The organism is Humibacillus sp. DSM 29435, from assembly GCF_001758225.1.
Lineage (GTDB): Bacteria > Actinomycetota > Actinomycetes > Actinomycetales > Dermatophilaceae > DSM-29435.
The window spans coordinates 49601-74868 of record NZ_MAST01000016.1; the positions used below are offsets into that span (position 1 = coordinate 49601).

Annotated in this window: 24 protein-coding genes; 13 read left to right on the top strand and 11 right to left on the bottom strand. The window is 70.0% G+C overall.

Features of this window, described 5'->3' with window-relative positions:
- The first annotated feature begins 32 nt into the window (after nt 1-32).
- The 4 genes from BA895_RS12365 (at nt 33) to BA895_RS12380 (ending at nt 4878) form a co-directional block, all read left to right on the top strand.
- A complete protein-coding gene (locus BA895_RS12365; RefSeq protein WP_070192208.1) occupies nt 33-449 on the top strand; it encodes an ankyrin repeat domain-containing protein in 417 nt (138 codons plus the stop codon).
- Between the two features lie 4 nt (nt 450-453).
- Nucleotides 454-705, top strand: coding sequence for a hypothetical protein (locus BA895_RS12370; protein ID WP_083283283.1), 252 nt, complete (start codon nt 454-456; stop codon nt 703-705).
- Nucleotides 706-868: 163 nt separating this feature from the next.
- Entirely contained in the window at nt 869-3898 is a 3030-nt protein-coding gene (locus BA895_RS12375) for an alpha/beta fold hydrolase (RefSeq protein WP_175442311.1), read from the top strand.
- A complete protein-coding gene (locus BA895_RS12380; protein ID WP_254666450.1) occupies nt 3895-4878 on the top strand; it encodes an ABC transporter permease in 984 nt (327 codons plus the stop codon). The genes BA895_RS12375 and BA895_RS12380 overlap by 4 nt, the downstream gene beginning before the upstream one ends.
- 36 nt (nt 4879-4914) lie before the next feature.
- Here BA895_RS12380 and BA895_RS12385 read toward each other — a convergent pair whose 3' ends face one another.
- On the bottom strand, nt 4915-5622 hold the full coding sequence (locus BA895_RS12385) for a VOC family protein (RefSeq protein WP_070192209.1): 708 nt from the start codon (nt 5620-5622) through the stop codon (nt 4915-4917).
- Between the two features lie 194 nt (nt 5623-5816).
- Here BA895_RS12385 and BA895_RS12390 point away from each other — a divergent pair, with 194 nt between their 5' ends.
- The gene (locus BA895_RS12390) at nt 5817-6701 is read left to right on the top strand and encodes a GNAT family N-acetyltransferase (protein WP_070192210.1); all 885 of its coding nucleotides are present in this window, start codon (nt 5817-5819) and stop codon (nt 6699-6701) included.
- A 52-nt stretch (nt 6702-6753) separates the two neighbouring features.
- Here the strand turns inward: BA895_RS12390 and BA895_RS12395 are convergent, their stop codons facing one another.
- The 6 genes from BA895_RS12395 to BA895_RS12420 form a co-directional block, all read right to left on the bottom strand.
- Entirely contained in the window at nt 6754-7944 is a 1191-nt protein-coding gene (locus tag BA895_RS12395; protein WP_070192237.1) for a multidrug effflux MFS transporter, read from the bottom strand.
- A 208-nt stretch (nt 7945-8152) separates the two neighbouring features.
- On the bottom strand, nt 8153-9733 hold the full coding sequence (locus tag BA895_RS12400; RefSeq protein WP_070192211.1) for a catalase: 1581 nt from the start codon (nt 9731-9733) through the stop codon (nt 8153-8155).
- Nucleotides 9734-9779: 46 nt separating this feature from the next.
- Nucleotides 9780-10214, bottom strand: coding sequence for a Fur family transcriptional regulator (locus BA895_RS12405; RefSeq protein WP_070192212.1), 435 nt, complete (start codon nt 10212-10214; stop codon nt 9780-9782).
- A 76-nt stretch (nt 10215-10290) separates the two neighbouring features.
- Nucleotides 10291-11163, bottom strand: a complete 873-nt coding sequence (locus BA895_RS12410) for an LLM class F420-dependent oxidoreductase (protein WP_070192213.1) — start codon at nt 11161-11163, stop codon at nt 10291-10293.
- Between the two features lie 9 nt (nt 11164-11172).
- Nucleotides 11173-11709, bottom strand: coding sequence for a phosphoribosyltransferase (locus tag BA895_RS12415; protein WP_070192214.1), 537 nt, complete (start codon nt 11707-11709; stop codon nt 11173-11175).
- Nucleotides 11706-12218, bottom strand: coding sequence for a helix-turn-helix domain-containing protein (locus tag BA895_RS12420; protein ID WP_070192215.1), 513 nt, complete (start codon nt 12216-12218; stop codon nt 11706-11708). Before BA895_RS12420 ends, BA895_RS12415 begins: the two co-directional genes overlap by 4 nt.
- A gap of 90 nt (nt 12219-12308) precedes the next feature.
- Here BA895_RS12420 and BA895_RS12425 point away from each other — a divergent pair, with 90 nt between their 5' ends.
- Together BA895_RS12425 and BA895_RS12430 are read left to right on the top strand one after the other, a co-directional pair.
- Nucleotides 12309-12641 carry a VOC family protein gene (locus BA895_RS12425; RefSeq protein ID WP_070192216.1) on the top strand — a complete coding sequence of 111 codons (333 nt, stop codon included), beginning with the start codon at nt 12309-12311 and terminating at the stop codon, nt 12639-12641.
- Nucleotides 12642-12716: 75 nt separating this feature from the next.
- A complete protein-coding gene (locus BA895_RS12430) occupies nt 12717-13163 on the top strand; it encodes an SRPBCC domain-containing protein (RefSeq protein ID WP_175442312.1) in 447 nt (148 codons plus the stop codon).
- 31 nt (nt 13164-13194) lie between these two features.
- Here BA895_RS12430 and BA895_RS12435 read toward each other — a convergent pair whose 3' ends face one another.
- The 3 genes from BA895_RS12435 to BA895_RS12445 all read right to left on the bottom strand — a co-directional run bounded on the left by BA895_RS12435 (nt 13195) and on the right by BA895_RS12445 (nt 15321).
- Nucleotides 13195-13827 (bottom strand): TetR/AcrR family transcriptional regulator, encoded by a 633-nt coding sequence (locus tag BA895_RS12435; protein ID WP_070192218.1) that lies wholly within the window; start codon nt 13825-13827, stop codon nt 13195-13197.
- Nucleotides 13828-13845: 18 nt separating this feature from the next.
- Nucleotides 13846-14262 (bottom strand): hypothetical protein, encoded by a 417-nt coding sequence (locus tag BA895_RS12440; RefSeq protein WP_070192219.1) that lies wholly within the window; start codon nt 14260-14262, stop codon nt 13846-13848.
- Between the two features lie 150 nt (nt 14263-14412).
- On the bottom strand, nt 14413-15321 hold the full coding sequence (locus tag BA895_RS12445) for an alpha/beta fold hydrolase (RefSeq protein WP_070192238.1): 909 nt from the start codon (nt 15319-15321) through the stop codon (nt 14413-14415).
- 151 nt (nt 15322-15472) lie between these two features.
- Here BA895_RS12445 and BA895_RS12450 point away from each other — a divergent pair, with 151 nt between their 5' ends.
- Nucleotides 15473-16621, top strand: coding sequence for a pyridoxal phosphate-dependent aminotransferase (locus BA895_RS12450; RefSeq protein WP_371327713.1), 1149 nt, complete (start codon nt 15473-15475; stop codon nt 16619-16621).
- A 56-nt stretch (nt 16622-16677) separates the two neighbouring features.
- Nucleotides 16678-18510 (top strand): ABC transporter ATP-binding protein, encoded by a 1833-nt coding sequence (locus tag BA895_RS12455; RefSeq protein WP_083283292.1) that lies wholly within the window; start codon nt 16678-16680, stop codon nt 18508-18510.
- 11 nt (nt 18511-18521) lie between these two features.
- Here BA895_RS12455 and BA895_RS12460 read toward each other — a convergent pair whose 3' ends face one another.
- Nucleotides 18522-19856: an MFS transporter gene (locus tag BA895_RS12460; protein WP_083283288.1), complete on the bottom strand. Its 1335-nt coding sequence runs from the start codon at nt 19854-19856 to the stop codon at nt 18522-18524.
- Between the two features lie 128 nt (nt 19857-19984).
- On the opposite strand from BA895_RS12460, the gene BA895_RS12465 reads away from it, so the two are divergent.
- From BA895_RS12465 to BA895_RS12480, 4 genes are all read left to right on the top strand, one after another.
- On the top strand, nt 19985-20494 hold the full coding sequence (locus BA895_RS12465) for a MarR family winged helix-turn-helix transcriptional regulator (protein WP_070192221.1): 510 nt from the start codon (nt 19985-19987) through the stop codon (nt 20492-20494).
- A 210-nt stretch (nt 20495-20704) separates the two neighbouring features.
- A complete protein-coding gene (locus tag BA895_RS12470) occupies nt 20705-21607 on the top strand; it encodes an SDR family oxidoreductase (protein ID WP_070192222.1) in 903 nt (300 codons plus the stop codon).
- Nucleotides 21608-21743: 136 nt separating this feature from the next.
- A complete protein-coding gene (bluB, locus tag BA895_RS12475) occupies nt 21744-23414 on the top strand; it encodes a 5,6-dimethylbenzimidazole synthase (RefSeq protein ID WP_070192223.1) in 1671 nt (556 codons plus the stop codon).
- Nucleotides 23415-23501: 87 nt separating this feature from the next.
- Nucleotides 23502-25022 carry a peptide MFS transporter gene (locus tag BA895_RS12480; RefSeq protein ID WP_070192224.1) on the top strand — a complete coding sequence of 507 codons (1521 nt, stop codon included), beginning with the start codon at nt 23502-23504 and terminating at the stop codon, nt 25020-25022.
- Nucleotides 25023-25268: the final 246 nt, after the last annotated feature.

The window sequence follows — 25268 nt, forward strand, 5'->3', positions numbered from 1 at the left end:
GGTCGCGGGGCGCCAGTGCGTAGGTTTGGACAATGACCGAGCCACCCATCAGCGCCGATGACGAAGCCCGCATCGTGGCCGTCGCCATGGATCTCGCCCGCGAGGGCAACACCTCCGAGCTGGTTGCCTTTCTCGAGCACTCCTTCCCGGTCGATGCCCGCGACGCGCAGGGAAACACCCTGCTCATGCTGGCCGCCTACCACGGTCACCCCGACACGGTCGACGCGCTGATCTCGCACGGGGCCGATGTCGACCTGGCCAACGACCGCAACCAGTCTCCGGTCGCCGGTGCCATCTTCAAGGGCGAGGAGCAGGTCGTGCGCGCCCTGGTGGCCGCCGGCGCCGACCTCGACTCCGGCAGCCCGAGCGCTCGCGAGACCGCCGCGATGTTCGGCCGTGCCGGCCTGCTCGAGCTGCCGGTTGACAATCCCGACAGCGAACAGGCCTGAGCCGGTGGCAGGCCCAGCGGAGACCTCGGGTGCGGGCCGTCGGTTCGTGATCAACATCGTCGGTGTCATCGGCCTGGTGTTCGGGGCGCTGGCGGTGCTGCGCTACCTGCTCGACAGCGACATCCTCGCGTTCAGCGACGCCCCCTACCGCTGGCTTGCGCTCGAGGGCGGGGCCCGGTTCATCCCACCGGTGATGGTGCTCGTGGTGTGCATCGCGGTCGCCTACTGGTTGGAGCGCGGCTCCGACGACGACTGAGCCGGGAACGAACCAGGGCGGCGCGCGCGGCCCCTCCCGCCGCCCGGCTGGGGGCCCTGCCCGTCGACTGCCCGCACGCCGAGCACGGTTGCCGTGATCTGATAGTGGTATGCCGGTCGGGCCGCGGGGCGGATCACTCAGAAATCGGCCGGCCCGTCGCGTGATGGCCCGGTCGTTCGTCGTTGTCGGGCTCGCCGCCGCGGCTCTGGCGGCACCGACCGTGTCGGCCGTGGCCCCGGCGACGGCCTACGCGGCCGGCGCGGTCGACTCCCACGCCGCGAGCTCGCCCAGCGTGAGCCGACCCGGAGCAGCGCTCGGTGTGCCGGCGCTGCGCCCGCAGGCCGACCAGCCGGCCCCCGTGGCGGCCAAGCTCCCGGTGCGCGCCGAGCCCGACGGATCCGCGGTCCAGCTCGACATCTCCTTCTACGGACAGTCCGACGGCACCCGGCATCCGCTCGTCTTGCTGGCCCACGGTTTCGGTGGCAGCAAGGACTCCGTCGCCGGCCAGGCCGCCGCGCTGCAGGCGCGCGGCTACGTGGTGGCCACGTGGAGCGCTCGCGGGCACGGCAGTTCGGGAGGCCGCATCCATCTCGACGACCCCGACTACGAGGTGAACGACGCGAAGGCACTCGTCGACCTCGCCGCCAAGCGACCCGACGTCGAGCTCGACGGCGCCGGAGACCCGCGGTTCGGCGTCATGGGCGGCTCGTACGGCGGCGCGCTCGGGCTGATGCTGGCCGGCGCCGACCCCCGCGTGGATGCCGTCGTGTCGGCGATCACGTGGAACGACCTGGCCCAGGCGTTCTTCCCCCAGTCGGCGCTCGCTGCCGCTCCGACGACGGCCGCCGGGCGAGACCCGATCGCCGTCGCGGGCCCGTTCAAGCAGGTCTGGGCCAGCACCTTCTTCCTCTCGGCCCGAGGGGGCGGCAGCGCCGGAGCTGTCGATGGCGGCGCCGGGGCGGCGACGGGTGCACCCGGGGGTCAGCCCCCCGGTGCCACCACCGCTGAGGCCACGCCCGCGCCGGGAGCAGCGGCTGGGTCGGGTGCCTCCCGTGGCCCGGCCACCGGGGCGCCGACAGCCGCCGACTCGTGCGGCCGGTTCGACACGGCGCTGTGCCGGCTCTTCCTGAAGGCCTCCGACTCCGGAGTGGCCAGCCCCGAGCTGCTGACGCTGCTGGCCGCGCACAGCCCCAAGCCCAGCCTGGCCCGGGTGAAGGCGCCGACGATGCTGATCCAGGGCATCGGCGACTCGCTCTTCGGGCTCGACCAGGCCGACGCGACCGCCGCCGCCCTCGACGCCGGTGGCACCCCCTACGCGGTGCGCTGGAGCGATGGCGGCCACGACGCCCCGAGCACCCACGAGGCCGAAGAGACCGAGGCCTCCTACGCCTGGCTCGACCACTACGTCCGCGACAAGGCCCCACGCGACTCGGCCCTGCCCACCGCGAAGTTCACCTACCCCATCGCCGCCACCCGGGCGGGTCAGCCGTCCACGCTGCACACCCTGCCCGCCTACCCAGGCCTGTCGGGCACGAGTCTGGCGACCCAGAGCGTCCCTCTCGCGCAGAAGCAGGGAGCGCTGGTGCACCCTCCCGGCGGGTTGCCGGCCTCGATCATCGCAGTGCCCGGCCTCGCCGCCCTCGGTATCAGCCTCTCGACCTACCAGGTGGCCGCGCTGCCGGGACAGTCGACCGCCTTCGACACCGAGCCGCTGACCGAGGCCCGCACCGTGGTCGGGTCACCGACCCTGACGATGACGGTCACCTCCGACACCGCCGACGTGACGCTGTTCGGGTCGGTGTGGCGGGTCACCGGTTCGTCCGTCACCCTGGCCAACCCGCTCGTGGCGCCGCTTCGGCTGAAGGTCACCCCCGGGCAGCCCACGCCGGTGACCCTGTCGCTGCCTGGCGCCACCTACGACCTGCCGTCGGGCAGCCGGCTCCGGGTGCTGCTGACGAGCACCGAGTCGACGTTCTCGAACGCGCGCGAACCCAGCCAGATCGCCGTGCAGGCCGGTGGCAGCCTCATCCTGCCCGTGTCGCAGCTCGACGGAGCCGCCCCGGGCACCACCGTCTCGGTGGTCGACACCGAGGTCGTGCTCGCGCTGTCTGCTCTCGGCGCCCTGCTGCTGCTCGCGCTCGGGGGCTTCCTCGTGCGGCGGCGGCGTCGCCGCCTGCTGCCGTCGCGCCCCGACCTCGCGGACATCCCGCTTGTGATCGAGGGGCTGGTCAAGACCTACTCCGACGGTCACCGCGCCGTCGACGACGTGTCGTGGCGAGCCGAGAAGGGCCAGGTGGTGGGCCTGCTCGGGCCCAACGGCGCCGGCAAGACCACGACCATGCGCATGGTCATGGGGCTGATCTCCTCCGACGCCGGTTCGGTGCACGTGCTGGGCGAGCCGGTGTCGGCCGGCTCCGCGGTGCTCGCTCGGGTCGGTGCGCTCATCGAGGGGCCGGGGTTCTTGCCGCACCTCACCGGCCGGGCCAACCTCGAGGCCTACTGGGCCGCGACGGGGCGGGCACCCGAGGAGGCGCACTTCGACGAGGCCCTCGACGTGGCCGCCCTAGGGGGAGCCGTTGACCGGCCCATGAAGAGCTACAGCCACGGCATGAAGCAACGGCTCGGTATCGCCCAGGCCATGCTCGGGCTGCCTGAGCTGCTCATCCTCGACGAGCCCACCAACGGACTCGACCCGCCCCAGATCGCCGCGATGCGCCCGATCCTGCGGCGCTACGCCGAGACCGGTCGCACGGTCGTCGTCTCGAGCCACATGCTGGCCGAGGTCGAGATGACCTGCACCCATGTCGTGGTCATGCACGCCGGCCGGGTCGTCACGCAGGGCCTCGTGGCTGACCTCGTCGACTCCGACGACACGACGATCCTCGACCTGCCCGAAGACGCGGATGCCGCGCTGGTGCGAGCCGGGGTGCACGCGCTCGAGCGGCACGACGGCATCCACGAGGTGAGGGTCGACACGGCATCCCGGCTCGTCGTCGTGGGCGAGCTGTCGCGCGTGGCGGTCGTGCAGGCCGCGGTCGCGGCCGGGTTGCCCGTGGTGGGGGTCAGCAGCCGGCGTCACCTCGAGGAGGTCTTCCTCGGCGTCATCTCGTCGGCGTCCGCGACACCGGGCGGCGAACCCATCGACGAGAACATCTCGCTCGTCGAGCGACTGAGGCAGGTGAGGGCCCGATGACCGACCAGCAGACGAGCGGTTCGACCGACGACGCGGCCGATCAGAACCCAGGCTCCCGGCACTCAACCGACCACCGGCCCGGCGAAGCGCTGCTCGAGGTCATGGAGTCGGCCCCGGCTCTCACCGACGCGGCGACCGAGCCCATCGTGCAGGTGCACGACCCGCTCTCGTGGCGGGCCGAGCTGAGGCGGCAGTGGGGTCGGCGTCGCACCCTCTGGGCCTTCGGGCTCCTGCTCGCCCTTCCGCTCATCCTCGTCGCCTCCTTCGCGTTCGGTGACCGCAACGGCAACCCCAACCGCAGCAGCCCCAGCAGCCGCATCTTCGACCTCGCCCAGAGCGGGGCCGCGAACTTCAGCCTCGTGCTCGTGTTCCTCGCGTCCGAGCTGCTGCTCATCCTGCTCGCCGCCCTCTTCTGCGGGGATGCCGTGCCGGCGGAGGCGTCGTGGTCATCGTTGCGCTACCTGCTCATCGCCCCCGTGCGACGGGCCCGGCTGCTGACGAGCAAGCTGTTCATCGGCGTCGCCTCGACCCTGTTCGCGACGTTCCTGCTGCCGGCGTGGGGCCTGCTCGTCGGGGGTGTGGCCTACGGCTGGGACCCGCTCACCAACCCGCTCGGTGACAACCTCACCTGGGGCCAGTTCCTGCCCCGGCTCGCCCTGGCGATGGCCTACATCTTCGTCACGCTGCTGCCGATCGCGGCCATCGCCTTCTGGCTGGGGGTGCGATCAGACGCACCACTGGCTGCGGTCGGGGGGGCGGTGCTCGTCTCGATCGTCTTCAACATCCTCGACCAGCTCGACGCTCTCGAGCCCTACCGCAACGCCTTCCCGGGCCACTACGGGCGATCCTGGCAGGACGCCCTGGCCGTGAGCCCCGACTACAGCAACATGCTGCACGGGTCGCTGTGGGCCCTGGTGTGGACGGTCGCGTTCACGATGCTGGCCTACCGGCGCTTCCGTAGGGTTGACATCCTCAGCTGAGTGGGGCACGGATGCTGCTACGCGGGGTCGGCGGGTTCAGTCCGTCGACGCAGGGGACTCGGCGACACAGACGACTCCCGTGTTGCCGTCCTGGTCGGCGATCACGGTGAGCGACGGTGCGTCGCTGTCATCGACGACGGTCCCACCCGCGGCGACCGCTGCGGCGATTCGTTGCTCGGCTGCCTCGGGCGCCACGTAGACCTCGACGTGGAACCGCTGACGCGGGGTCTCGTGCTCGTCGGCGTCGCCGAACCACAGGTTCGGTACCCGCCCCGTGGCGTCCCTGATCTCATCGCTCGGCGACCCGTGGCCCTGGGCCTCGGCGCTTCCGGTCAGCAGGGCAGCCCACACCGGGGCGATGGTCGCAGAGTGCGCCGTGTCGAGGCCGAGCTCGATGACGCTGACCGAGGCCGGGTCGGCGCCGATCTTGTGGTCGGCGGCGATCTCGGTGATCCGTCGGGCCAGGTCGATGTCCTGCTGGGTCACCCATTCGACGACGTGTTCGGTGCCTTCGTCGTCGCGGTAGATGGCGTCGGGACTGACCAGCTTGAGGTCGACGTAGCCGGTGCCGATCGACACGCTCGGGTGATGTCGGATCGCGTCGCCCGCCTCGCCCACCGCGGTGACGAACCGTGCGCCGGTGCTGAAGTCGGCGACCAGGAAGCGGGCGTGCAGGCCCTGGGCCAGCTTGCGCCAGTCGGCCAGCCTGGCCCCGGTGATCTCCTCGCCCCTCAGCATGTCCATGCTCGGGGACCCTACCGGTGACCGCGTCGCGGTGCTCGCTCTCGTCGCTTGACCCGCGTTCTCGTTCTGGTCGCGCCTGCCGAGGGCCGGTCCATGCTCTTTCCACCGGCGCGTGAACCTCACGGGCAAGGTCTAGGCACTGATCGGCCGAAAACCCATGTGCGCGCTAGCGAGGCGTTGGGTTTGATGGGCGCATGGCAACCACCTTCCAGTCCGGTACGGCCGCCATGCTGGAGGAAGTCGTCGACGCCGTCGCGAGCTGGCAGCAGGAGGGGGCGCCGGTCCAGGTTCACCCTGGTGACCTCGGCTGGAACTGGCGTTTCGGCGCCCAGGCACTCGCCGACGTCGTTCGGGTGTGGCGCCGTGACGGGCAGATCCTGGCCGCTGGCATGGTGGACGACGAGAGCAGGCTGATCCGGATGGCGATCGCCCCCACCGTCAACGACGACGAGACCTTCGCCGGCGAGCTTCTGGCCGACCTGTCGGATCCGGGGCGCGGGGTGCTGCCCGCCACTCAGGGGTCTGTCGAGGCCCGGTCCGGCACCGCGTTCCGCTCACTCCTACGCCGCAGCGGCTGGGTCGCCGACGAGTCCTGGACCCCACTCAGGCGTGACCTGACCGAAGCCGTAGAGGACTGCGGCCTTCGCATCGAGGCGGTCGACGCGCATCACGTGCGGGATCAGATCGTGCGGGATCGAGTCGCGGTGCAGCGTGCTTCTTTCCCGAGCTCGACCTTCACCGTCGACCGCTGGAGTGCGATGGCCGGCTCCGCGGCATACCGCCGGGCTCGTTGCCTGGTGGCCTACGACCACGACGACAACGCCGTGGCGGCCGCGACGGTGTGGTCGGCGGGGCCCGGCCGTCCCGGCCTGATCGAGCCGCTGGGCGGGCACCGAGACCACCGTGGCCACGGATACGGCCGAGCCATCACCGTGGCCGCGGCCGCTGCGCTGCGCGACATGGGGTCATCGAGCGTCACGGTGTGCACCCCCAGCAGCAACCTCGGCGGTGTGGCGGCCTACGTGTCGGCGGGCTTCGAGAGGCTCCCGAACGTGCTCGACCTCCGCCGCCCGGGCTGACCGACCTCTGCCGGTCCCAGACCCCAGCGACGCAACGGGCCGGCCGTAGCGACTACCGGCCCTCGGCGAGCGGGTGGCTGCCACGGCTCGCCCAGCCCACGGCCAGCGCCATGAGCGCCAAACCGGTCATGACCGTCCCGAGAAAGAGGGGCCCGTCTGAGGCGCCGCGCCCTGCGAGCGGACCGATCCCACCGCCGATGACGAACTGCGTGGCGCCCAGCAGCGCCGACGCCGCCCCGGCACTGTGCGGGTGGGCCTGCATCGCGTTGGCGCTGATGGAGGGGATGCAGAGTCCGAACGCCGTACCCACGAGAAAGAAGCCCGGTAGCAGCAGGAGCAGCCCGGCGCCGGTGAGCCCACTCAGCCAGACGGCGACCGCGCCTACGGTCAAGAGCAGCAGGCCTCGCGCGAGGCCCACGTACGCCGCGCAGCGGGTGCCGATGATCAGCCCGACGGCGTTGGTGCCGAACACCAGGCTGAACAGCTGTGCGGAGAAGCCGTAGTGGTTCTGCAGCACGAACGGTGCCGCCGAGATGTACGCGAACAGCGTTGCGAACGCGAACGCCCCGGAGAGCACCTGGCCCACGAAGCGGAGGTCGCCGATCAGGAAGAGGTAGCTGTGTAACGCATCGGCCAGGCCGCCGACCCGGCGCTTGGCGGGGGGCAACGACTCGGGAACCGCCCGCCAGACGAGGAGGAGGATGAGCGCACCGAGAACGGCGAGGGCGACGAACGAGTACCGCCACGACACCACCCGCAACAGCTGACCGCCCAGCACCGGCGCCAGCACCGGCGCGAGGCCGTTCACCGCGAGCATGAGCGAGAACAGCCGCACCAGCTCTGCACCGGACCGCAGGTCGCGTGCCACCGCGCGGGCGAGCACGATCCCGGCGGATCCACCCAGGGCCTGAACGAACCGCGCGGCGACGAGCAGCGGGAGCGTCTGGGCAACCGCGCAGACGAGCGAGAAGACGGTGAAGAGCACGATCCCGGCGACCAGCGGCCGGCGCCGCCCCCAGCGGTCCGAGAGCGGCCCGACGACCAGCTGGCCGATACCGAGTCCGAGCGTGCACGAGGTCAGGGTGAGGGCCACGCCACCCGGAGAGACGCCCAGATCCCGCGCCACCTGGGGCAAGGCCGGTAGGTAGAGGTCGATCGACAGCGGACCGAACGACGACATCAAGCCGAGCGCGACCACCGTGGCCACCCCGGAGGTGCCCTGAGGGACAGGCTCCTTCGTCACGACGGCCACCCTCCTGAGTGTGAAGACGTCGCCACGCCGGCGGTCACGCCGACCACCCGTGCGGCTGGAGCACCCTACCGAGAACAGCGGAGGGCGCCGGTCGCCCCCTGGCCGCGCCAGATGCTGCCGCCCAAGGACGTTCGGTGACCGGACGCCGCAGGGCCGGTCACGCGTCTGCGTGACCGACCCTGCGGGGGTGAAACCTCTATCAGTGGGTCGTGACGAACCCCTGGCTGTCCGACCGCTCGACCGGCGCGCCGGTCGTGGGGGCGTTGTCGTCGCCGGCGCCCTTCGAGACGTCCTGCGCAGCGTCTGCGTTGAGGGCGTCGATGGCGGCCCGCACTCCTGCGCCGTAGGCCGGGTCGGCCTGGGTGCAGTTGTGGATGTGACGCTCGATGGTCTCCCTCGAGGCGCCGGTGATGCCGCGGGCCGTGTTCTCGAACAGCACCTGCTGCTGCGCCGGCGTCATCTTCTCGCGGAAGAGGATGCCGACCTGGCTGAAGTAGTCCTGGTCGTCCTCACGGTGGTTGAACCGGTCGGCGGTCGAGTCGATGGCCCACGACGGCTCCTTGTACTGCGGCTGGCTGGAGTAGCGGCCGTAGGAGTTCGGGGTGATCGACGGGGTGCCGCCGGCCGAGATGCGCCCGGGACCGTCGCGGTGCGGGTCGTTCGGGTGCTCGACGCCACGGGGGGCGTTGACCGGGATCTGGTGGTGGTTGACCCCGAGGCGGTAGCGCTGGGCGTCACCGTAGGAGAAGAGCCGGCCCTGCAGCATCCGGTCGGGAGAGAAGCTGATGCCCGGCACGATGTTCGTGGGCGAGAAGGCAGCCTGCTCGACGTCGAGGAAGTAGTTCTCGGGGTTGCGGTTGAGCTCCCACTCGCCGACCTCGATGAGCGGGTAGTCGGCCTTGGGCCACACCTTGGTCAGGTCGAACGGGTGGTAGGGCACCTTGGCGGCGTCGGCCTCGGGCATGACCTGCACGAAGAGCTTCCACTTCGGGAAGTCGCCGGCCTCGATCGCGTCGAAGAGGTCGCGCTGGTGGCTCTCGCGGTCGCTGCCGATGAGCTCGGTCGACTCGGCGTCGGTGAGGTTCTTGATGCCCTGCTGGGTGCGGTGGTGGAACTTGACCCAGAAGCGCTCGCCCTCGGCGTTGTAGAACGAGTACGTGTGCGAGCCGAAGCCGTGCATGTTGCGGTACGACGCGGGGATGCCGCGGTCGGACATGACGATGGTGACCTGGTGCAGCGCTTCGGGCAGGTTGGTCCAGAAGTCCCAGTTGTTCTCGGCGTTGCGCAGGTTGGTGCGCGGGTCACGCTTGACGGCGTGGTTGAGGTCGGGGAACTGCAGCGGGTCGCGGAAGAAGAAGACGGGCGTGTTGTTGCCGACGATGTCCCAGTTGCCCTCCTCGGTGTAGAACTTCACGGCGAAGCCGCGGATGTCGCGCTCGGCGTCGGCCGCACCACGCTCACCGGCGACGGTGGAGAAGCGGGCGAACATCTCGGTCTGCTTGCCGACCTCGGAGAAGACCTTGGCGCAGGAGTACTTCGAGATGTCGTTCGTGACGGTGAAGGTGCCGTGGGCGCCGGAGCCCTTGGCGTGCATGCGCCGCTCGGGGATGACCTCACGGTCGAAGTGGGCCAGCTTCTCGAGGAACCAGACGTCCTGGAGCAGCAGCGGCCCACGCGGGCCGGCGGTGACGGAGTTCTCGCCGTCCCAGACGGGGGCTCCCGCGACGGTGGTCAGCGGCTTGGTGTTTCCCGCATCCTGGCGGGGTCCTTCAACAGACATCAGCTTGTCTCCTAGTTGGGTCGGGCAGTCGTGCAGTGGAAGAAGCTCAGTTCAACGGTGATGCGGTGCGGGCGGCACACGCTCGGCAACGGCCCCAGTAGATGACCTCGGCCTCGTCGATCTCGAAGCCGTGGTCGGCGGCGGGATGGAGGCAGGGGCGCTCGCCGACGGCGCAGTCGACGTCGACGATCTCGCCACACTCGCGGCACACCAGGTGGTGGTGGTTGTCATCCACCCTCAGCTCGAACCGCGCCGGTGAGCCGGCGGGCTCGATGCGGCGCACCAGGCCGGCTTCGGTGAGCGCGGCGAGCACGTCGTAGACGGCTTGGGTCGACACGGTCCCGAGCTGGGTGCGGGCGCCTCTAGAGATCGCGTCGGCGTCGGCGTGCGGGCTCTGCCGCAGGTGCTCGAGCACTGCGAGCCGTGGACGCGTGACCCTCAGCCTGGCGCTACGCAACAGGGTTTCGGGTTCGAACGTCATGCATCCACTGAACCACTTGATCTGGAATCAGTCAAGAAAGCGGTCGTGCCGCGAGTCAGCGGTCGGGGATGGCCGCTCAGAGCTCGCGGGCCCGCGGGATGACCTCTGCTCCGAACAGCTCGATCTGCCTGGCGTCCGAGCTGTCGCTCAGGCCCGTCTGCACGTGGGTGATGCCGAGGGCCGAGAGCTCGCTGAGGTGCGCCAGCGTCTCGTCGACCTTCTCGCCGTTCTCGCCGAGGTCGAGCCGGCTCATGACCGTCTTCTCGATCTCGTCGTAGTCGCGGCCCAGGGCATCGCAGTGCCCGCGCAGCACGTCGAGTTTGTGGCCGAGCTCGGGGCTGTCGAACAGGTTGCAGGCCTGCGCGTACTGGGCCACCATGCGCAGTGTCTTCTTCTCGCCGCTGCCGCCGATGAGGATCGGCGGGTGGGGCCGCTGAACCGACTGGGGCGAGTTGAGGGTGCTGGCGAGACGATAGTGCTTACCGTCGTAGGGCTCCACGCTGTCGCTCCACATCTGCAGACAGATCTGCAGGGTCTCCTCGAGCCGTTCGAACCGCTCCGCGGTCGGCGGGAAGGTGAGCCCCAGGCCCAGTGACTCCTCCTCGTTCCACGCCGCGCCGATACCGAGCCAGGCACGCCCCTTCGACAGCACGTCGAGGGTGGTGACCTGCTTGGCCAGCAGCCCGGGCTCGCGGTAGACCGCTGCGGTCACCCAGGCGAGCAGCTCGATGCGCTCGGTCACGGCGGCGAGGTAGCCAAGGGCCGTGTAGGCCTCGAGCATCTCGTGCTCCTTCGGACCGACACCGCGAATCTGCCAGACGTGGTCCATTACCGACAGCTTGGTGAAGCCGACATCCTCGGCGGCCTGGGCCGTGCGGCGGAGGTCGTCGACGAAGGTGGCCGAACCACCCGGCCAGGTGAAGTTCGCGAGGTGCAGTCCGAGGTCCATGAGGCGACGCTACGCCTGCTGCTCGGCTGGCGTCAGCCTGCCGGATGCCGTCACCGGGGGCTCGGCCGACCAGGGGAAGACGATCCACTGGTCGGTCTTGCGCCACACGAAGTCAGGGGCCACCTCGGAGGCCGACTTGCAGTAGAGCACCGCGCTGCGGCACTCAGCGCCGTGTTCGCGCAGCAGCTCGAGCACAAGCGCCAGGGTGCGACCGGAGTCGGCGACGTCGTCGACCACGAGCAGCCGCCGGTCCTTGATGCTGTCGGTGTCGAGCAGGGGCGCGAGCAGCACCGGGTCGGGCAGGGTCTCGTGGACGTCGGTGTAGAACTCGACGTTGATGGCGTCGGTCAGCTTCACCCCGAGGGCGTACGAGAGGGCTCCGCCCGGCAGCAGCCCACCTCGGGCCACGGCGATGAGGATCTCGGGCTCGAAGCCGGAGTCGACGACGGCGGTCGCCAGCTCACGGCAGGCCGAGCCGAACGTCTCCCACGTCAGCACCTCCTTGTCGGTGAGCTCGGAGGAGTCGGCGTGGTAGGCGGTCGTCATGAATGCAGGCTAGATGCTTGTGTCTGGATCGCCACGGCGTAAGCGGTGTCGAGTTGTTCGCCGACGGACGGTCGACCGGTGTGGGGCGCGGGAATGCCGCGATGACGCTCGCGTAGCTCGCTCATGAAGTCGTCCCAGAGCGGGGGGCCGCCGTCGTGCAGGACTTGTGCGCGCACGCGTAATGGTTCGGTGGTGGGCCGATGCCGCAGGCCCCACCAGCCCAGCTCGGCCAGCACGGGGACCAGCTGGATCGCGGCTTCGGTGAGGCTGTAGGCGGCTCGGTGGCCGGCGCCGGAGTCCTCTCGGGTGAGCAGCCCCGCGGCAACGAGGCCGCGAAGCCGGCTAGCGAGAATGTTCGAGGCAATGCCCTCTTCCGACTCGCGTTGCAGGGTCCGGAAGTGGCGACGGTCGCCGAAGATGATGTCGCGAAGCACGATGAGACTCCACCGGTCACCGAGCACTTCGACGGCGGCGTTGATCGGGCACCCGGACCGGGGCGAAGTCGCCATCTTCCTCCTCCAAGCTGCTTGCAATCTACCACCACCTGTGCTGGACTCGAGACCGGTTGCAAACAGCAATCACCAAGGGAGAGGCCCGTCATGATTCATCGCGTGCTCGCCAACTGCACCGTCACCGATCTCGACCGAGCCGAGCAGTGGTACACCCCTCTGTTCGAGCGCGAGCCCGACGCCCGTCCCATGCCCGGCCTGATCGAGTGGCACCTCGGCGACACCTTCGGCGTGCAGGTGTGGTGCGAACCCGACCGGGCGGGGCAGTCATCGGTCGTGCTCGACGAGACCGACCTCGACGCCGCCGCCGCGCGGCTGACCGCTGCCGGCATCGGCCACGACGGCCCGCAGCCCGGCGGCAGGGCGCGCATCCTGCAGCTGGCCGACCCCGACGGCAACCGGGTGGTCCTCAGCGGAGCCTGAACACGATCACGGGTCTGCCGGAAGGCGACTCGACCGGCCCAGGCGACGCTCCCACCAGACAGAATGGACGAGCACATGGACGTTGTACACGAAACCCTGCGCTTCACCCGCGAGGTTGACCAGCCGGTCGACGCGGTGTGGGCCGCCTACGCCGATGTCGACCACCGCACCCAGTGGTCAGTCCCCAGCGGCGAGCAGATCATCTACGACTCGGCAGACTTCACCGTGAACGGACAAGACCGCTACCGGTGCGGACCGCCTGGCGACCTCTCCAACTTCGGAACTCACTGCTACTACTTCATCGACTCGCCCCAGCGCCTGGTCTACAGCGACACGATCCGCCGCGAGGGGCAGCTAATGGCCGTCGCGATCCTGACCTGGGACTTCGAGGCGAGCGACCAGGGCACCCGGATCACCGTCGTCGACCAGGTCACCTCGCTGGTCGGCCAAGGCATGATCGACGGCCACCGAAACGGCCACGACAAGACACTCGACCGACTCCGAGGCTGGTTCGGTCGATAAGGCCGCCCACCAGCCCGCCAACTCATGATGGCTACGGCTCTGCCGTGATGCCGGACAGCAGCACGTCGGCGACCGCCGTCGACAGTTCCTGCGGATCGACCTCGGGGTGGGCTTGCAGGTAGCCGATCATCGCGTCGATAACCCCTTGGTAGCTGACCGCCATGACTCGGACGTCCAGCCCCCGGATGGATCCTTCGGACTGGCCTCGGGTGAGTAGCTGTTCGTGCTCGGCGTAGGTCGCGTCGTAGTCGCGCATGCTGATCTGCTGATGGCCACCAGGGCTTCTCAGGTTGTGGACGATCTGGTCGATCGCCTCGAGCTCGGTCGCGTGGGTGCGCGTGAGCGTCGCGGTGCTGGCCAGCACCGCGCGGACGACGAGGGGGACCTCCGTGGTGAGGTCGAGATCGGTGATGACCGCCTCGCGAACCTGCCGCGCCAGATGTCGCAGTGTCTGCTGCATGAGGTCGTCGCGGTCTTGGAAGTAGTGCCACAGAAGTCCCTTGGCGACGCCGGCCGTCTCGGCGATGTCCGTCAGCGTGGCATTCGCGTAGCCCTTTCCGGCGAGGACCTCGGTGGTGGCCCGGAAGATCTGCGTGCGTCGCTCATCCGCGCTCAGGCGTTGGCGCGGCGGCGGCTCGGTGCGTCGTGCTGAACGGGCGGGCATGAGGTCAATCCTGTCCGATCAGCGTCCATCGGCTATTACCACCCAGCGAACGACGTCGAGCACGACCACGAGCATCAGCACGGCGACCACATACATCTGCGCGCGCATCCAGGCCGGCACGAAGCCTGGGATGAGCGCTTCGATGACGTTCACCAGGAAGAGCACGGCCGAGATCAGGCCGACGGCCTGTATGGCGCTGCGACGCCCCGCCTGTGCGCTGCGCAGCCGCAGTGGCAGCACGACCGCAAACACCGCCACCACGATCGCGTGACCCCAGGCATTGCTCGTCGCCTGGGGCGACGCAGTGAACGCCAGGATCACCAGGCCCACCAACGTCGCGATGACGAGGATCAGGTAGACGCGGATCGCGGCTGCGGCCGCCGGAAGCGGCGTCGATGCTGATAACGGGGCGGTGTCGCGAGAACTGTTGACCACACAGTCAATATAGCCTGATTGACCGTCGAGTCAATAGGCGTCCGCCCATGGCGCGCGCGACTCCCACGGTGCGCGTCGAGCGGCATGGACGCACCGGTTCGTGACTCAGCTGCGGAATCAGCTGCTGGCTCAGGCCGCGTGCCCGCACGCTCAACAGAGGGTGGAGCTCAGCTCGTCGAGCATGGGCCCCACCGCGCGGAGCCAGATCGATAGGTGCCCTTCTCCCTCGAGCAGGTGGGTGGCGCTGCCGCGGTGCCGGTTCGGTTGCTCCGACAACCGCCGGCCCAGCCACTGGCCGTGCGCGAACGGCACCATGAGGTCTTCGGACCCCTGCCAGACGAAGGTGGGAACGGTGATCTCGGAGAGGTCGAACCCCCACGGTGAGGTGAACGCGAGGTCGTCGTCGAGCCACCCGTCGACACCGACCCGCAGGCCCTCGGCGAAGCCGGCGACGAGGTCGGCACCGAACTCGTCGGTGATGACCGCCTGGTCGACCGGCGGCAGCAGGGAGCGCATCTGCTCGACGACGGCGGCGGGAGTGGCGTTTCGCAGGCCTGGGGCCTGCTGCTCGAGCAGGGCCCGCAACGAGGCCTCGCCATCGACGGCGGCCCCGAACTCCTCGAGGTTGTCAGATCCCATGCCGTCGAGAAGGTCGAGGTCGGGCTGGCCGAAGGGAGCGACGCCGGCGATGCTGAGCACGCCGGCGACGCGGGTCGGAAGACGGGCCGCGGTCGCCAGCGCATGCGGCCCACCCCCTGACCAGCCCGCCACGACGCAGCGCTCCACCGACAGGTGGTCGAGCACCGACACCACGTCGTCGACCACGTCGACCACCCGGCGACCGGTGCGGCGCGAGGAGCCGCCGTAGCCGGGCCGTGACCACGTGAGCAGACGCAGTCCCCGATCACGAGCGGCACGCTCCATCGACCGCAGGGGGAGCCCCGACCCGGGGGTGCCGTGGTGGAAGAGGAGAACCGGGCCGTCGCCGGTGCCGGTCAACGACAGGTCGAGGGTTCGACCGTCGGGCAGGGTGATGGGGGTCAGTGCAGTGTCGGCCATGAGGCCCATGATCACCCCTCGTCGGCACCTGCGCACTACCGATTCGGGCCGTGCCGCTACTGCGCCGTGGGTAGGGGAGACTGGCCGGGTGAGCACCGCACCGAAGCCTCTGCGACCGTCGACGCGCTCGCAGGTGGCGCCGTTCCAGGTGATGGACGTGCTCGACCGGGTTGCGGTGCTTCGGGCGGAGGGTCGAGACATCGTCTCGCTCTGCGCGGGCGAGCCCGCCGGTGGCGCGCCCTCGCTCGTCTCCAAGGCCGCCGCCGAGCTCCACGGCTCGGGCCGCGCCCTGACCTACACGTCGGCACTCGGCATCCGCGAGCTGCGGTCCGAGATCGCCGGGCACTACGGGCGTTGGTACGACCTCGACCTCGATCCCGCCCGCGTGGCGGTCACGACCGGCTCTTCGGGCGCCTTCGTGCTCGCCTTTCTCGCGGCGTTCTCGGTCGGCGACCGGGTCGCGCTGGCCCGGCCCGGCTACCCCGCCTACCGCAACATCCTGCACGCGCTGGGGTGTGAGGTCGTCTCGATCGACTGCGGGCCAGAGGTGCGCTTCCAGCCCACCCCCGAGCTGTTGGATGCCGCCCACGCCGAGTCGCCGCTGGCCGGTCTCATTATCGCTTCGCCGGCGAACCCGACTGGCACCATGGTCGACCGGGCCGAGCTGGCGGCGATCTGCGCCTGGTGCGCCGACCACGGGGTGCGGCTCGTCAGCGACGAGATCTACCACGGCGTGACCTACCCTCAGCCAGGCGCGGACGACCCCCGAGGGGTATGCGCCCGCGAGCTCGACGACTCCGCGATCGTCATCTCCTCGTTCAGCAAGTACTGGGGCATGACCGGCTGGCGCCTCGGCTGGATGCTGCTCCCCGACGACCTGGCCCGGCCCGTCGACGCCCTCGCCGGCAACGTCGCGCTGTGCCCGCCGGCTCCGGCGCAGTATTCAGCGTTGGCCGCCTTCGCCGCAGAGTCCTACCTCGAGTGCGACGCGGCCGTCGCCGAGTTCGCCCGAACGAGGCAGCTCTTGCTGCAGAGTGCCAGCCGGTTGGGTTGGGGCGCGGCTGCCCCCGCCGATGGCGCCTTCTACTACTGGGCCGATCTCGGCCCGCAGCGCAGCCGCTGGGGCAGCTCGACGGCCTACGCCGGCGCGCTGCTCGAGGAGGCGGGCGTGGCGATCACCCCCGGTGGCGACTTCGACGACCGTTCGGGTGCGCGCTCGGTGCGGCTCAGCTTCGCTGCCGGTCGGGAGACCGTGGCCGAGGCGATCGACCGCATCGCGGCCTTCCACGCACGCGGCTGAGCGGCATCCGGCCACGAAGCCGTGCAGTGACGCCGATGTCAACGTAGATTGACGTGGTGGCGGACGATGATCAGAGACAGTCGGAGCTTCCCGGTGGCGAGGGCGGCAGGCGGGCGCCGGTCCGCCACCTCTGGCCGTACCTGCGCCCCCACGCAGGCGTGCTCGGGGTCGTGGCCCTGATCTCCCTCGCGGGCGCGGGGGTGACGCTCGCCCAGCCGGCCCTCGTCTCGAAGGTGGTCAGCGCGGTGGGCGAGGCCCGCCCGTTGACCGCCCTCGTGGGGCTGCTCGTCGCCCTGGTGGTCGTGGGCGCCCTGGTCTCCGGTGTTCAGCAGTATCTCCTGCAGCGCACGGCCGAGGCGGTCGTGCGGGCCACTCGTCACGAGCTCGTCGGCAGGTTGCTGCGGCTGCCCATCGCCGAGTACGACACCCGCCGCATCGGTGATCTCGTCTCGCGGGTCGGGTCTGACACCACCCTGCTGCGCTCGGTCGTCACCTCGGGGTTGGTCGAAGGCCTAGCGGGGGCAGTGGTTTTCGTCGGGGCGATCGTCGCCATGGGCCTCATCGACCCCTTGCTGCTCGCGCTGACCCTGCTCGTTGTGCTGCTCGCCACCGTGGTCGTTGTCACCCTCGGTGGTCGCATCCAGAAGCTCGCGCTCGTCGCACAGACCCAGGTGGGGGTGCTGGCAGCGGGAGTCGCCCGGGCGCTACCTGCGATCCGTACCATCCGCGCCGCCAGGGCGACCGAACGCGAGGTCGCGGCCCTTCGCTCGCTCGCCGACGACACCTACGCTACCGGCGTTCGCCTGGCCCGGGTCATGGCCCTCATCGAACCGGTCATCGGCGTGGCGCTGCAGGGGGCCTTCATCCTCGTGCTGGCCGTCGGCGGCTACCGGGTCGCCAGCGGGGCGTTGACCGTGGCCGACCTCATCGCCTTCATCCTCTACCTGTTCCTCATGGTGATGCCGCTCGGTTCGGTGTTCTCGGCCTACACCTCGGTTCAGAACGCGCTCGGCGCTGTCATCCGCATCCGTGAGATCACCGACCTGCCCGAGGAGGACCCCGGCCCTGCATCGCGCTCAGAAGACCGACCCGATCGGATGCCGCTCACGCACGCCGTTACCGACGGGGTGGTCGGCTCGGCCGGGGGAGGCTTCCGGCCGAGCGTGCCGCTGGTCGAGTTCGACCGGGTGAGCTTCGGCTACGGGTCGACGCCGGTGCTCGAAGACGTCAGCTTTGCGGTGCCGGCGGGTACCCGCACCGCCGTCGTCGGCCCGTCGGGGGCCGGTAAGACCACCCTGTTGTCACTCCTCGCCCGCTTCTACGACCCGAGCTCCGGCGTCATCCGCATGGCTGGGGTCGATGTGGCCGACCTGGGCCGCGAGCACGTACGCAGCTGGCTCGGCTATGTCGAGCAGGACGCCCCGGTGCTGGCCGGCACGATTCGCGAGAACCTGATGTTGGGCGCGCCGGAGGCCTCCGACGAACAGTGTGAGCACGTGCTCGAGCAGGTCAGGCTGACCGGCATCCTGCACCGTGACCCGCTCGGGCTGGCCGCGCAGGTGGGGGAGGACGGCATCCTGCTCTCGGGGGGTGAGCGCCAGCGGCTGGCCATCGCCCGAGCCCTGCTCGCCTCGCCGAGGCTGTTGCTGCTCGACGAGCCGACCTCGAGCCTCGACAGCCGCAACGAGGTGGCCCTGCGAGCGGCGGTCGACGCGGTGGCCGGTGAGCGCACCCTGGTCATCGTGGCGCACCGGCTCGCCACGGTCGCCGACGCCGACCAGATCGTCGTGCTGGAGGCCGGTCGGGTGCAGGCCGTGGGCCGACACGCCGAGCTGCTCGAGACCAGCCCGCTCTACCGCGAGCTGGCCGACCACCAGCTGCTGGTCTGAGCCGAGGCGGGTCAGGCCACCAGCACGGAACCGGTCGACGGGCGGTCGCCCGAAGCCGAGCCCGCGCCGGTGGTGTCGCCGCTGCGCACCCAGGTGGCCTCGGCCTCGTCCAGGTCGACCGTGTGCGAGCCCGTGACCCCATCCGACCGGCGCATGACGGTGCGCAGCCGCCAGGCGGCGTAGACCGCAACCAGGCTGATCACGACGTGCAGGGCGAGGAACCCGTTCGCGAGCCCGGCGCCGAGCAGGGCCCCGGCCACCAGCGGCCCGAGGGCCGAGAAGGTCGTCTGGATGGCGTTGAAGGTGCCGAGGGTGCGCCCCACCATCCCGGCCGGAGCCAGGCTGGCGGTCAACGGGTTGAGCACCGGCGAGTACATCGTCTCGCCGACGGCGAAGATGCCGAAGGTCGTGACGAACAGGGCCGAGGCGATGGCCGGGTCGAGCTGGGCGACCGAGAGGATGACCCAGGAGAGGGTCCAGATGCCCCCGACCGTCATGAGCAGCGAACCCGCCGAACGCTTCGCGGTCAGGCGCACGACGATCACCTGCAGCACGACGATCACGATGCAGTTGACGGCGGCGGCCAGCCCGATCGTCGTCTCCTTCACGTCGAGCACCGTGAGCGCGTAGGCAGGTAGGCCCGCCTCGAACTGGGCGTAGAAGCCGAGGGCCAGGGCGACCGTGACGACGGCGGTCCACCGCAGGGCGGGCACGGCGAAGATGCGGCGGAGCCCGTCGAGGGTGCTCAGCCGGTTCTCGGCGTCGCCGGCGGCGAGGTCGCTCGAGATGGCCGACGGAGCGCCGAGGCCGGCGAGGTAGATGAGCACGGCTGAGACCACGAAACCGGCACCGGCCGTCGCGAAAGCCATGGCCATGCCGTCGGGGCGCGAGAGGTCGACGAACATACCGGCCACGAACGCGCCGATGGCCATGCCAACGGCTTCGGCCGTGAACTTGTAGGCGAAGATCTTGCGCCGCTCCTCGGGCTCCACCCAGCGCAGCACGAGCACCGATGCCGCTGGCACTGCGGCCGAGAGACCGAGCCCGAAGACGAACATGCCGAGCAGGAACGTCGGGGCGGTCTGGTCGAAGATGAGGCTGGCCACTCCGGCCGCGGCGACGATCTTGGCGACCACCACGACGATGACCGGGTTGACGCGGTCGGACAGCCGGCCCCCCAGGGGCGCGGCCACGAGGGCGCCGACCGAGAAGAGGGTGCTCGCGAGAGCCGCGGTGAGTGCTCCCCAGCCGCGGGTGTTCGCGGCGTAGGCGTACTGGTAGGGCAGCACCGTGCCCCAACCGAGCATGCCGATGGCGGAGGCGATGATGAGCAGGCGAGTACGCATGAGTGTCACACCCTTCGTGGTGTTGGTGGTAGCGGTGGGGAGCGACGTTGCCTCGACCCGCGAAACTTCGATCTCGAAGTTCGACTTCGAAATATTAACACTTCATCGGGACATGTGACAATGCGGCCATGGCTCCACAGCGGCGATCGATCCAGGACCAGCACTCTGACGACGTGGCGACCTACGTCGCGGCCGGTGGCGAGGAGACTGTGCAGCGGGTCATCACCGCGGTCTACGGAGTCACCAAGAAGCTCGACCAGTGGTACAACCGCCAGTTCGCCGACCTCGAGCTGAGCCAGGGGGAGTGGGCGGTGCTGGCCGCCCTCGCCAAGGCCGGCGACACGTGCCTCACCCCGAGCCAGCTCGCCGACCTCTCGAGCGTCGCGCCGTCGTCGATGACCCATCGGCTCGACAAGATGACGGGGCGCGGCATCGTGCAGCGCCGGCCCGACCAGTCCAACCGCACGCGCACCCTCGTCTCCCTGACCAAGGAGGGCTGGATGCTGTTCAGCGCGGCCGTCCGGGAGGCGAACGTCGTCGAGAGCGACACCCTGCGCGGCCTCACCGACTTCGAGCGTCACGAGCTCGGTCGGCTGCTCGAGATCGTGATCGCCGGCCTCGACGAGGTCGACGCCTGACCTGACCTGACCTAACCGCCACGCGACCTCACTCCAGCGCTCCCGTTCCGGCAACACACCGAGTAGTCACCAACCCACCGGGTACTTTCCCGGTGGGTTGGTGACTACTCGGTGAGTTGCGGCCCAAGGTTGGCCGCTGGGCGTAGGGCCTGTCTCCGTGGCCAGGGCGGCCTGACGGCGTGTTCAAGGACTACGGCGTACCGTCGGCGCATGAGCGAGAAGCACAGCCAGAGCGACGGCCCGGTCACCCTCGTCACGGGCACCTCCAGTGGAATGGGGCTGCACACGGCCGTCGAGCTGGCCCGAAGGGGCCACACCGTCGTCGCCACCATGCGTGACACCACCCGGGCCGGCAGCCTCGCGGCCGCAGCCAAGGAGGCGGGCGTCGAGCTCGATGTCCGTTCCCTCGACGTCGTCGACCACGACAGCGCTCGGGCGTGCGTGGAGTCGGTGCTGGCCGACCACGGGCGCATCGACGTGCTCCTCAACAACGCCGGACGCGGAGCCGTCGGAACCGCTGAACAGCTGAGCATCGACGATGTCCGTGACCAGCTCGAGGTCAACTACGTCGGACCGGTCGCCCTCACCAAGCTGGTGCTGGCCGGAATGCGCGAGCGAGGATCGGGCCGGGTGCTGACGATCACCAGCGTCGGTGGCGCCGTCGGCCAGCCGTTCGCCGACGCCTACTGCGGCGCGAAGTTCGCCGTCGAAGGCTTCATGCAGTCGCTGGCCCCGGTCGCGGAGACCTTCGGGGTCTGGGTCAGCGTTGTCGAGCCGGCCGCGGTCGCCAGTGACTTCGTCGGCAGCGCGCTGCGCCTCGACGACGGCCACGAGACCCGCCCAACGGCGTCCGACCCTGACGGCTCAGACGGCCGCGGCGACCCCTACGCCGGGCCGCTCGCCGCCTACCTGGCTCGCAGTGCCGGCGCGTTCGCCAACGCCCAGAGCGCCGAGAGCGCCGCCACGGCGATCGCCGATGCCGTGACCGCCGAGAGCTACCGGTTCCGCTGGCAGACCTCGGCCGGCGCTTCGGCCTTCGTCGGGATGTCGCTCGGTGACCTCGATGGTGAGCGCGTGCTGGGGGTCACCCGAACCTGGATCGCCGCTTCCTGACCCCACTTCTGCCCCAACACACCGAGTAGTCGTCAACACACCGGGTAGTTTCCCGGTGGGTTCGGAAGTTCTCGGTGTGTTGCGGGGCAGGGGGTCGGTGCCGTCAAGGCTTCGAGTGATCTCCTAGGCTCGGGGGGTGAGCTTTCCGCGACCGGTGCCGACCATCGGCGACCCCTCGTCGGCTGCCGAGCGGGCTTCGGCGCCCGACGCCTGGGCGATGCCGGATGCCGTCGAGGCGCTGGCCCGCGTGGTGGGCGCCCGTCGGGACATCCGCCGCTTCCGGCCCGACCCGGTACCCGAGACCGTGCTGCGATCGGTGCTGGAGGCCGGTCACCGGGGCCCCAGCGTCGGACACTCGCAACCGTGGCGGTTCATCGTCGTGACCGAGGCGGCCACCCGCGACCGAGCTGCGGTGATGGCCGACCGAAGCCGCCTGCGCCAGGCAGAAGGAATGACCGAACAGGCCGCGCGCGGGCTGCTCGACCTGCGCCTGGAGGGAATTCGCGAAGCACCGGTGGGCATCGTCATGGCCTGTGACCGTCGAGCGCCGGCCGCCGGAGTGCTCGGACGGGCCAGCTTTCCCGACGCCGACCTGTGGTCGTGCGCGGCCGCGATCGAGAACATCTGGCTGACGGCCCGCGTGCACGGTCTCGGGCTGGGCTGGGTCACGCTCTTCGAGCCGGCCCAGCTCGCTGCCCTCCTCGGCCTGCCCGACGGTGTCGAGACGCTCGGCTGGCTCTGCCTCGGCTGGCCCGACGAACGGCCGCCCGAGCCGGGGCTCGAGCGGGCCGGCTGGTCGAAGCGCCTGCCGCTCGACGCGGTCGTGATGCGTGAGCGCTGGACCGACAGCGCCGCGCCCGTCTCGCACCTGCGCAGCCCCGAACAGTCTGCCGTGGTGGCGGCGCGTGACCGCGCCGACGATCTGCTCACGGCACCCGGGTCCCTTGGCTCCCTCGACGTGGTGCTCGACCGGATCGGCGCGCTGTCGCCCGCTGCCGGGCCGGGCACGTTGGTCATCGCGGGGTCCGATCATGCAGTCACGAGGCACGGCGTCTCGGCCTTCGATGCCTCTGTCACCGCCGACGTGGCCCGAGCCACGCACGAGGGAACGTCGATGGGCGCCGTTGCCGCCAGGGCCGCCGGCCTCGAGCTGTTGTTCATCGACGCCGGAATCGGCTGTTGTAGAGGCGATCTCGTGTACAGCGATGCCCTCGACCACGAGACGTGGGCTGCGTTGTTGGCCGAAGGTCGCCGACGCGGCGCCGAGGCAGCGGCATCCGGCCTCGTGGCGATCGGGGAGGTGGGTGTCGGTAACACGACCGTCGCCGCGACTCTCGCGGCTGCCCTGCTCGACCTGCCGGCATCCGACGTCGCGGGCCGGGGGTCGTCAGCCGACGCGGCCATGCTGGAACGCAAGACCGACGTGGTCGAGCGAGCCATCAGGCGGGTCGGCCCGGTGGGGGCCGACGAAGCGGTCCGCCGGCTGGGCGGCGGTGAGTTCGCCGTGCTCACCGGCGTCGTGCTCGGCGTGGCGGAGGCGGGGGGCGTCGTGGTGCTCGACGGGCTCGCGACGTCGGTCTGTGCGCTGGTCGCCATCCGGCTCGAACCCGGGGTCGCTGCGCACCTCGTCGCAGGACAACGGTCTCGAGAGCCGGCCCACGCCCTGGTGCTGCGCGAGCTCGGCGTCGAACCGGTGCTCGACCTGCGCATCCGGGCCGGCGAAGGAGTGGGGGCTGCGCTCGCCGTTGGGGTGCTGCACGATGCCCTGCGGCTGCGTCGAGAGGTCGCTCGCACGACCCGGTCCTAGGGCGTTTCGGGTTGAGCCCGGCACCGCCTCGGGCCTAGGTTGCAGTCAGTGCCCCGGCCCCAATGGCCGTGGGCCGACGGGAGAGCCATGACGACGAGTACGCCGAACCGCCGCTCAGCACCCGACGCCGGGGGGGATCGCGCCTTCTTCGGTCAGCCGAAGGGCTTGGCGACCCTGTTCTTCGTCGAGCTGTGGGAACGCTTCTCCTACTACGGGATGCGCGCCATCCTGCTCTACTTCCTCATCGGCAAGGTGGCCGACGGCGGCCTCGGCATCGACGAGACGACCGGCACGGCCGTGGTCACGATCTACGGGGCCTCGGTCTACCTGCTGTCGATCATCGGCGGGTTCACGGCCGACCGGATGTTCGGTCCGCGACGATCGACGCTCTACGGCGCGCTCGTCATCATGTCGGGGCACATCTGCCTGGCGATCCCGGCCACCCCGACCGCCTGGCTCGGTATCGCCCTCGTCGCCCTGGGGACCGGCCTGCTCAAGCCCAACGTCTCGACGATGGTCGGCATGCAGTACAAGGGTGATGACCCGAGACGCGATGCGGGCTTCTCGATCTTCTACATGTCGATCAACATCGGCGCGTTCTTCTCGCCCCTGGTCGTCGGCTGGCTGCGTGACCGCTACGGTTTTCACGCTGGCTTCTCGGCTGCCGCCGTCGGCATGGCCGTCGCGGTCGTCTGGTTCGTCAGAGGCCGCAAGGTGCTTGGCCCCCACGTCGACGATGTGCCGAACCCGCTCACCCGTCAGGAGCGCACGAAGGTGGGCGGCCTGGCTGTGGGAGCCCTGGTCGCCTTCGGACTCGTAGTGGTCGTGGCCGGTCTGTGGCGCGACACCATCCTCGACCAGATGATCGACGCCATCTCGATCGTCGCGCTGCTCACGCCGATCGCCTACTTCACGATGATGTTCCGCAGCCCCAAGGTCGAGAAGGAGGAGAAGTCGCACCTGCTCGCGTACCTGCCGCTGTGGATCGGCGCCATGCTCTTCTGGATGATCTTCGAGCAGGCGGCCGGAAAAATGGCCCTCTTCGCGGCCGATCGCACGGTCACCGAGACGGCTGGTGTCAACGTGAACCCAGAGTGGTTCCAGTCGATCAACCCGCTCGCCATCGTGGTGCTGGCGCCAGTCGCCGGGTGGATCTGGACTCGCCGTGCAGGCCGCTTCCCCTCCACCCCAATGAAGTTCGTGCTCGGTGTGACGCTCATCGGGGTGTCGGCCCTGGCCCTGTCGTGGGCCTTCGCGACGTTCAAGGGCAACACCGCACCGGTCTACATCCTCGGCGGCGTGTTCGTGCTGCAGACCGTTGCGGAACTGTGTCTCTCGCCGGTAGGGCTTTCCGCTACGACCCGCTTGGCCCCCAAGGCGTTCGCGAGCCAGGCGATGGCGCTCTGGTTCCTCGGCAGTGCGGCCGGGCAGGCGCTGGCCGCCCAGCTGATCCAGGGGCTCGGTGGGCTCTCCGACTCCACGTACTACCTCGTCAACGCGGTCATCACTCTCGTCGTGGCCGGCGTTCTGCTGGCGTTGGTTCCCTGGATCCGCACGAAGATGGCGACGGCTGAACTTCACAGTGCGGTGGGCGCCTCAACCCACTGAGCGAATCGAGAGACCGATCCGCTGCAACAGCTCGAGGGCGCAAGTTCTCAGGAACGGGACGGGCGTTCGGTTCAGTCCAGGTACGACCGAAACCCGTTTCTTGGCAGTCAGATTCACTGGTGCTGACCTGCCGTATCGGGTAGAATCGAACACATGATCGAGAGTGGTTCGGAGTTGGCGACAGAGGGCCGGGAGGCTTTCGTTGCGGCTCTGTCTCGTCTCGATGAGAAGGTCGATGACGCGGGG

Excerpts from the sequence above, each read along its gene's own strand:
- BA895_RS12365 (WP_070192208.1), top strand. The coding sequence starts at position 33 with ATGACCGAGCCACCCATCAGCGCCGATGACGAAGCCCGCATCGTGGCC.
- BA895_RS12375 (WP_175442311.1), top strand. The coding sequence starts at position 869 with ATGGCCCGGTCGTTCGTCGTTGTCGGGCTCGCCGCCGCGGCTCTGGCG.
- BA895_RS12380 (WP_254666450.1), top strand. The coding sequence starts at position 3,895 with ATGACCGACCAGCAGACGAGCGGTTCGACCGACGACGCGGCCGATCAG.
- BA895_RS12385 (WP_070192209.1), bottom strand. The coding sequence starts at position 5,622 with ATGGACATGCTGAGGGGCGAGGAGATCACCGGGGCCAGGCTGGCCGAC.
- BA895_RS12390 (WP_070192210.1), top strand. The coding sequence starts at position 5,817 with ATGGCAACCACCTTCCAGTCCGGTACGGCCGCCATGCTGGAGGAAGTC.
- BA895_RS12400 (WP_070192211.1), bottom strand. The coding sequence starts at position 9,733 with ATGTCTGTTGAAGGACCCCGCCAGGATGCGGGAAACACCAAGCCGCTG.
- BA895_RS12405 (WP_070192212.1), bottom strand. The coding sequence starts at position 10,214 with ATGACGTTCGAACCCGAAACCCTGTTGCGTAGCGCCAGGCTGAGGGTC.
- BA895_RS12410 (WP_070192213.1), bottom strand. The coding sequence starts at position 11,163 with ATGGACCTCGGACTGCACCTCGCGAACTTCACCTGGCCGGGTGGTTCG.
- BA895_RS12415 (WP_070192214.1), bottom strand. The coding sequence starts at position 11,709 with ATGACGACCGCCTACCACGCCGACTCCTCCGAGCTCACCGACAAGGAG.
- BA895_RS12420 (WP_070192215.1), bottom strand. The coding sequence starts at position 12,218 with ATGGCGACTTCGCCCCGGTCCGGGTGCCCGATCAACGCCGCCGTCGAA.
- BA895_RS12425 (WP_070192216.1), top strand. The coding sequence starts at position 12,309 with ATGATTCATCGCGTGCTCGCCAACTGCACCGTCACCGATCTCGACCGA.
- BA895_RS12430 (WP_175442312.1), top strand. The coding sequence starts at position 12,717 with ATGGACGTTGTACACGAAACCCTGCGCTTCACCCGCGAGGTTGACCAG.
- BA895_RS12435 (WP_070192218.1), bottom strand. The coding sequence starts at position 13,827 with ATGCCCGCCCGTTCAGCACGACGCACCGAGCCGCCGCCGCGCCAACGC.
- BA895_RS12445 (WP_070192238.1), bottom strand. The coding sequence starts at position 15,321 with ATGGCCGACACTGCACTGACCCCCATCACCCTGCCCGACGGTCGAACC.
- BA895_RS12450 (WP_371327713.1), top strand. The coding sequence starts at position 15,473 with ATGGACGTGCTCGACCGGGTTGCGGTGCTTCGGGCGGAGGGTCGAGAC.
- BA895_RS12460 (WP_083283288.1), bottom strand. The coding sequence starts at position 19,856 with ATGCGTACTCGCCTGCTCATCATCGCCTCCGCCATCGGCATGCTCGGT.
- BA895_RS12465 (WP_070192221.1), top strand. The coding sequence starts at position 19,985 with ATGGCTCCACAGCGGCGATCGATCCAGGACCAGCACTCTGACGACGTG.
- BA895_RS12470 (WP_070192222.1), top strand. The coding sequence starts at position 20,705 with ATGAGCGAGAAGCACAGCCAGAGCGACGGCCCGGTCACCCTCGTCACG.
- BA895_RS12480 (WP_070192224.1), top strand. The coding sequence starts at position 23,502 with ATGACGACGAGTACGCCGAACCGCCGCTCAGCACCCGACGCCGGGGGG.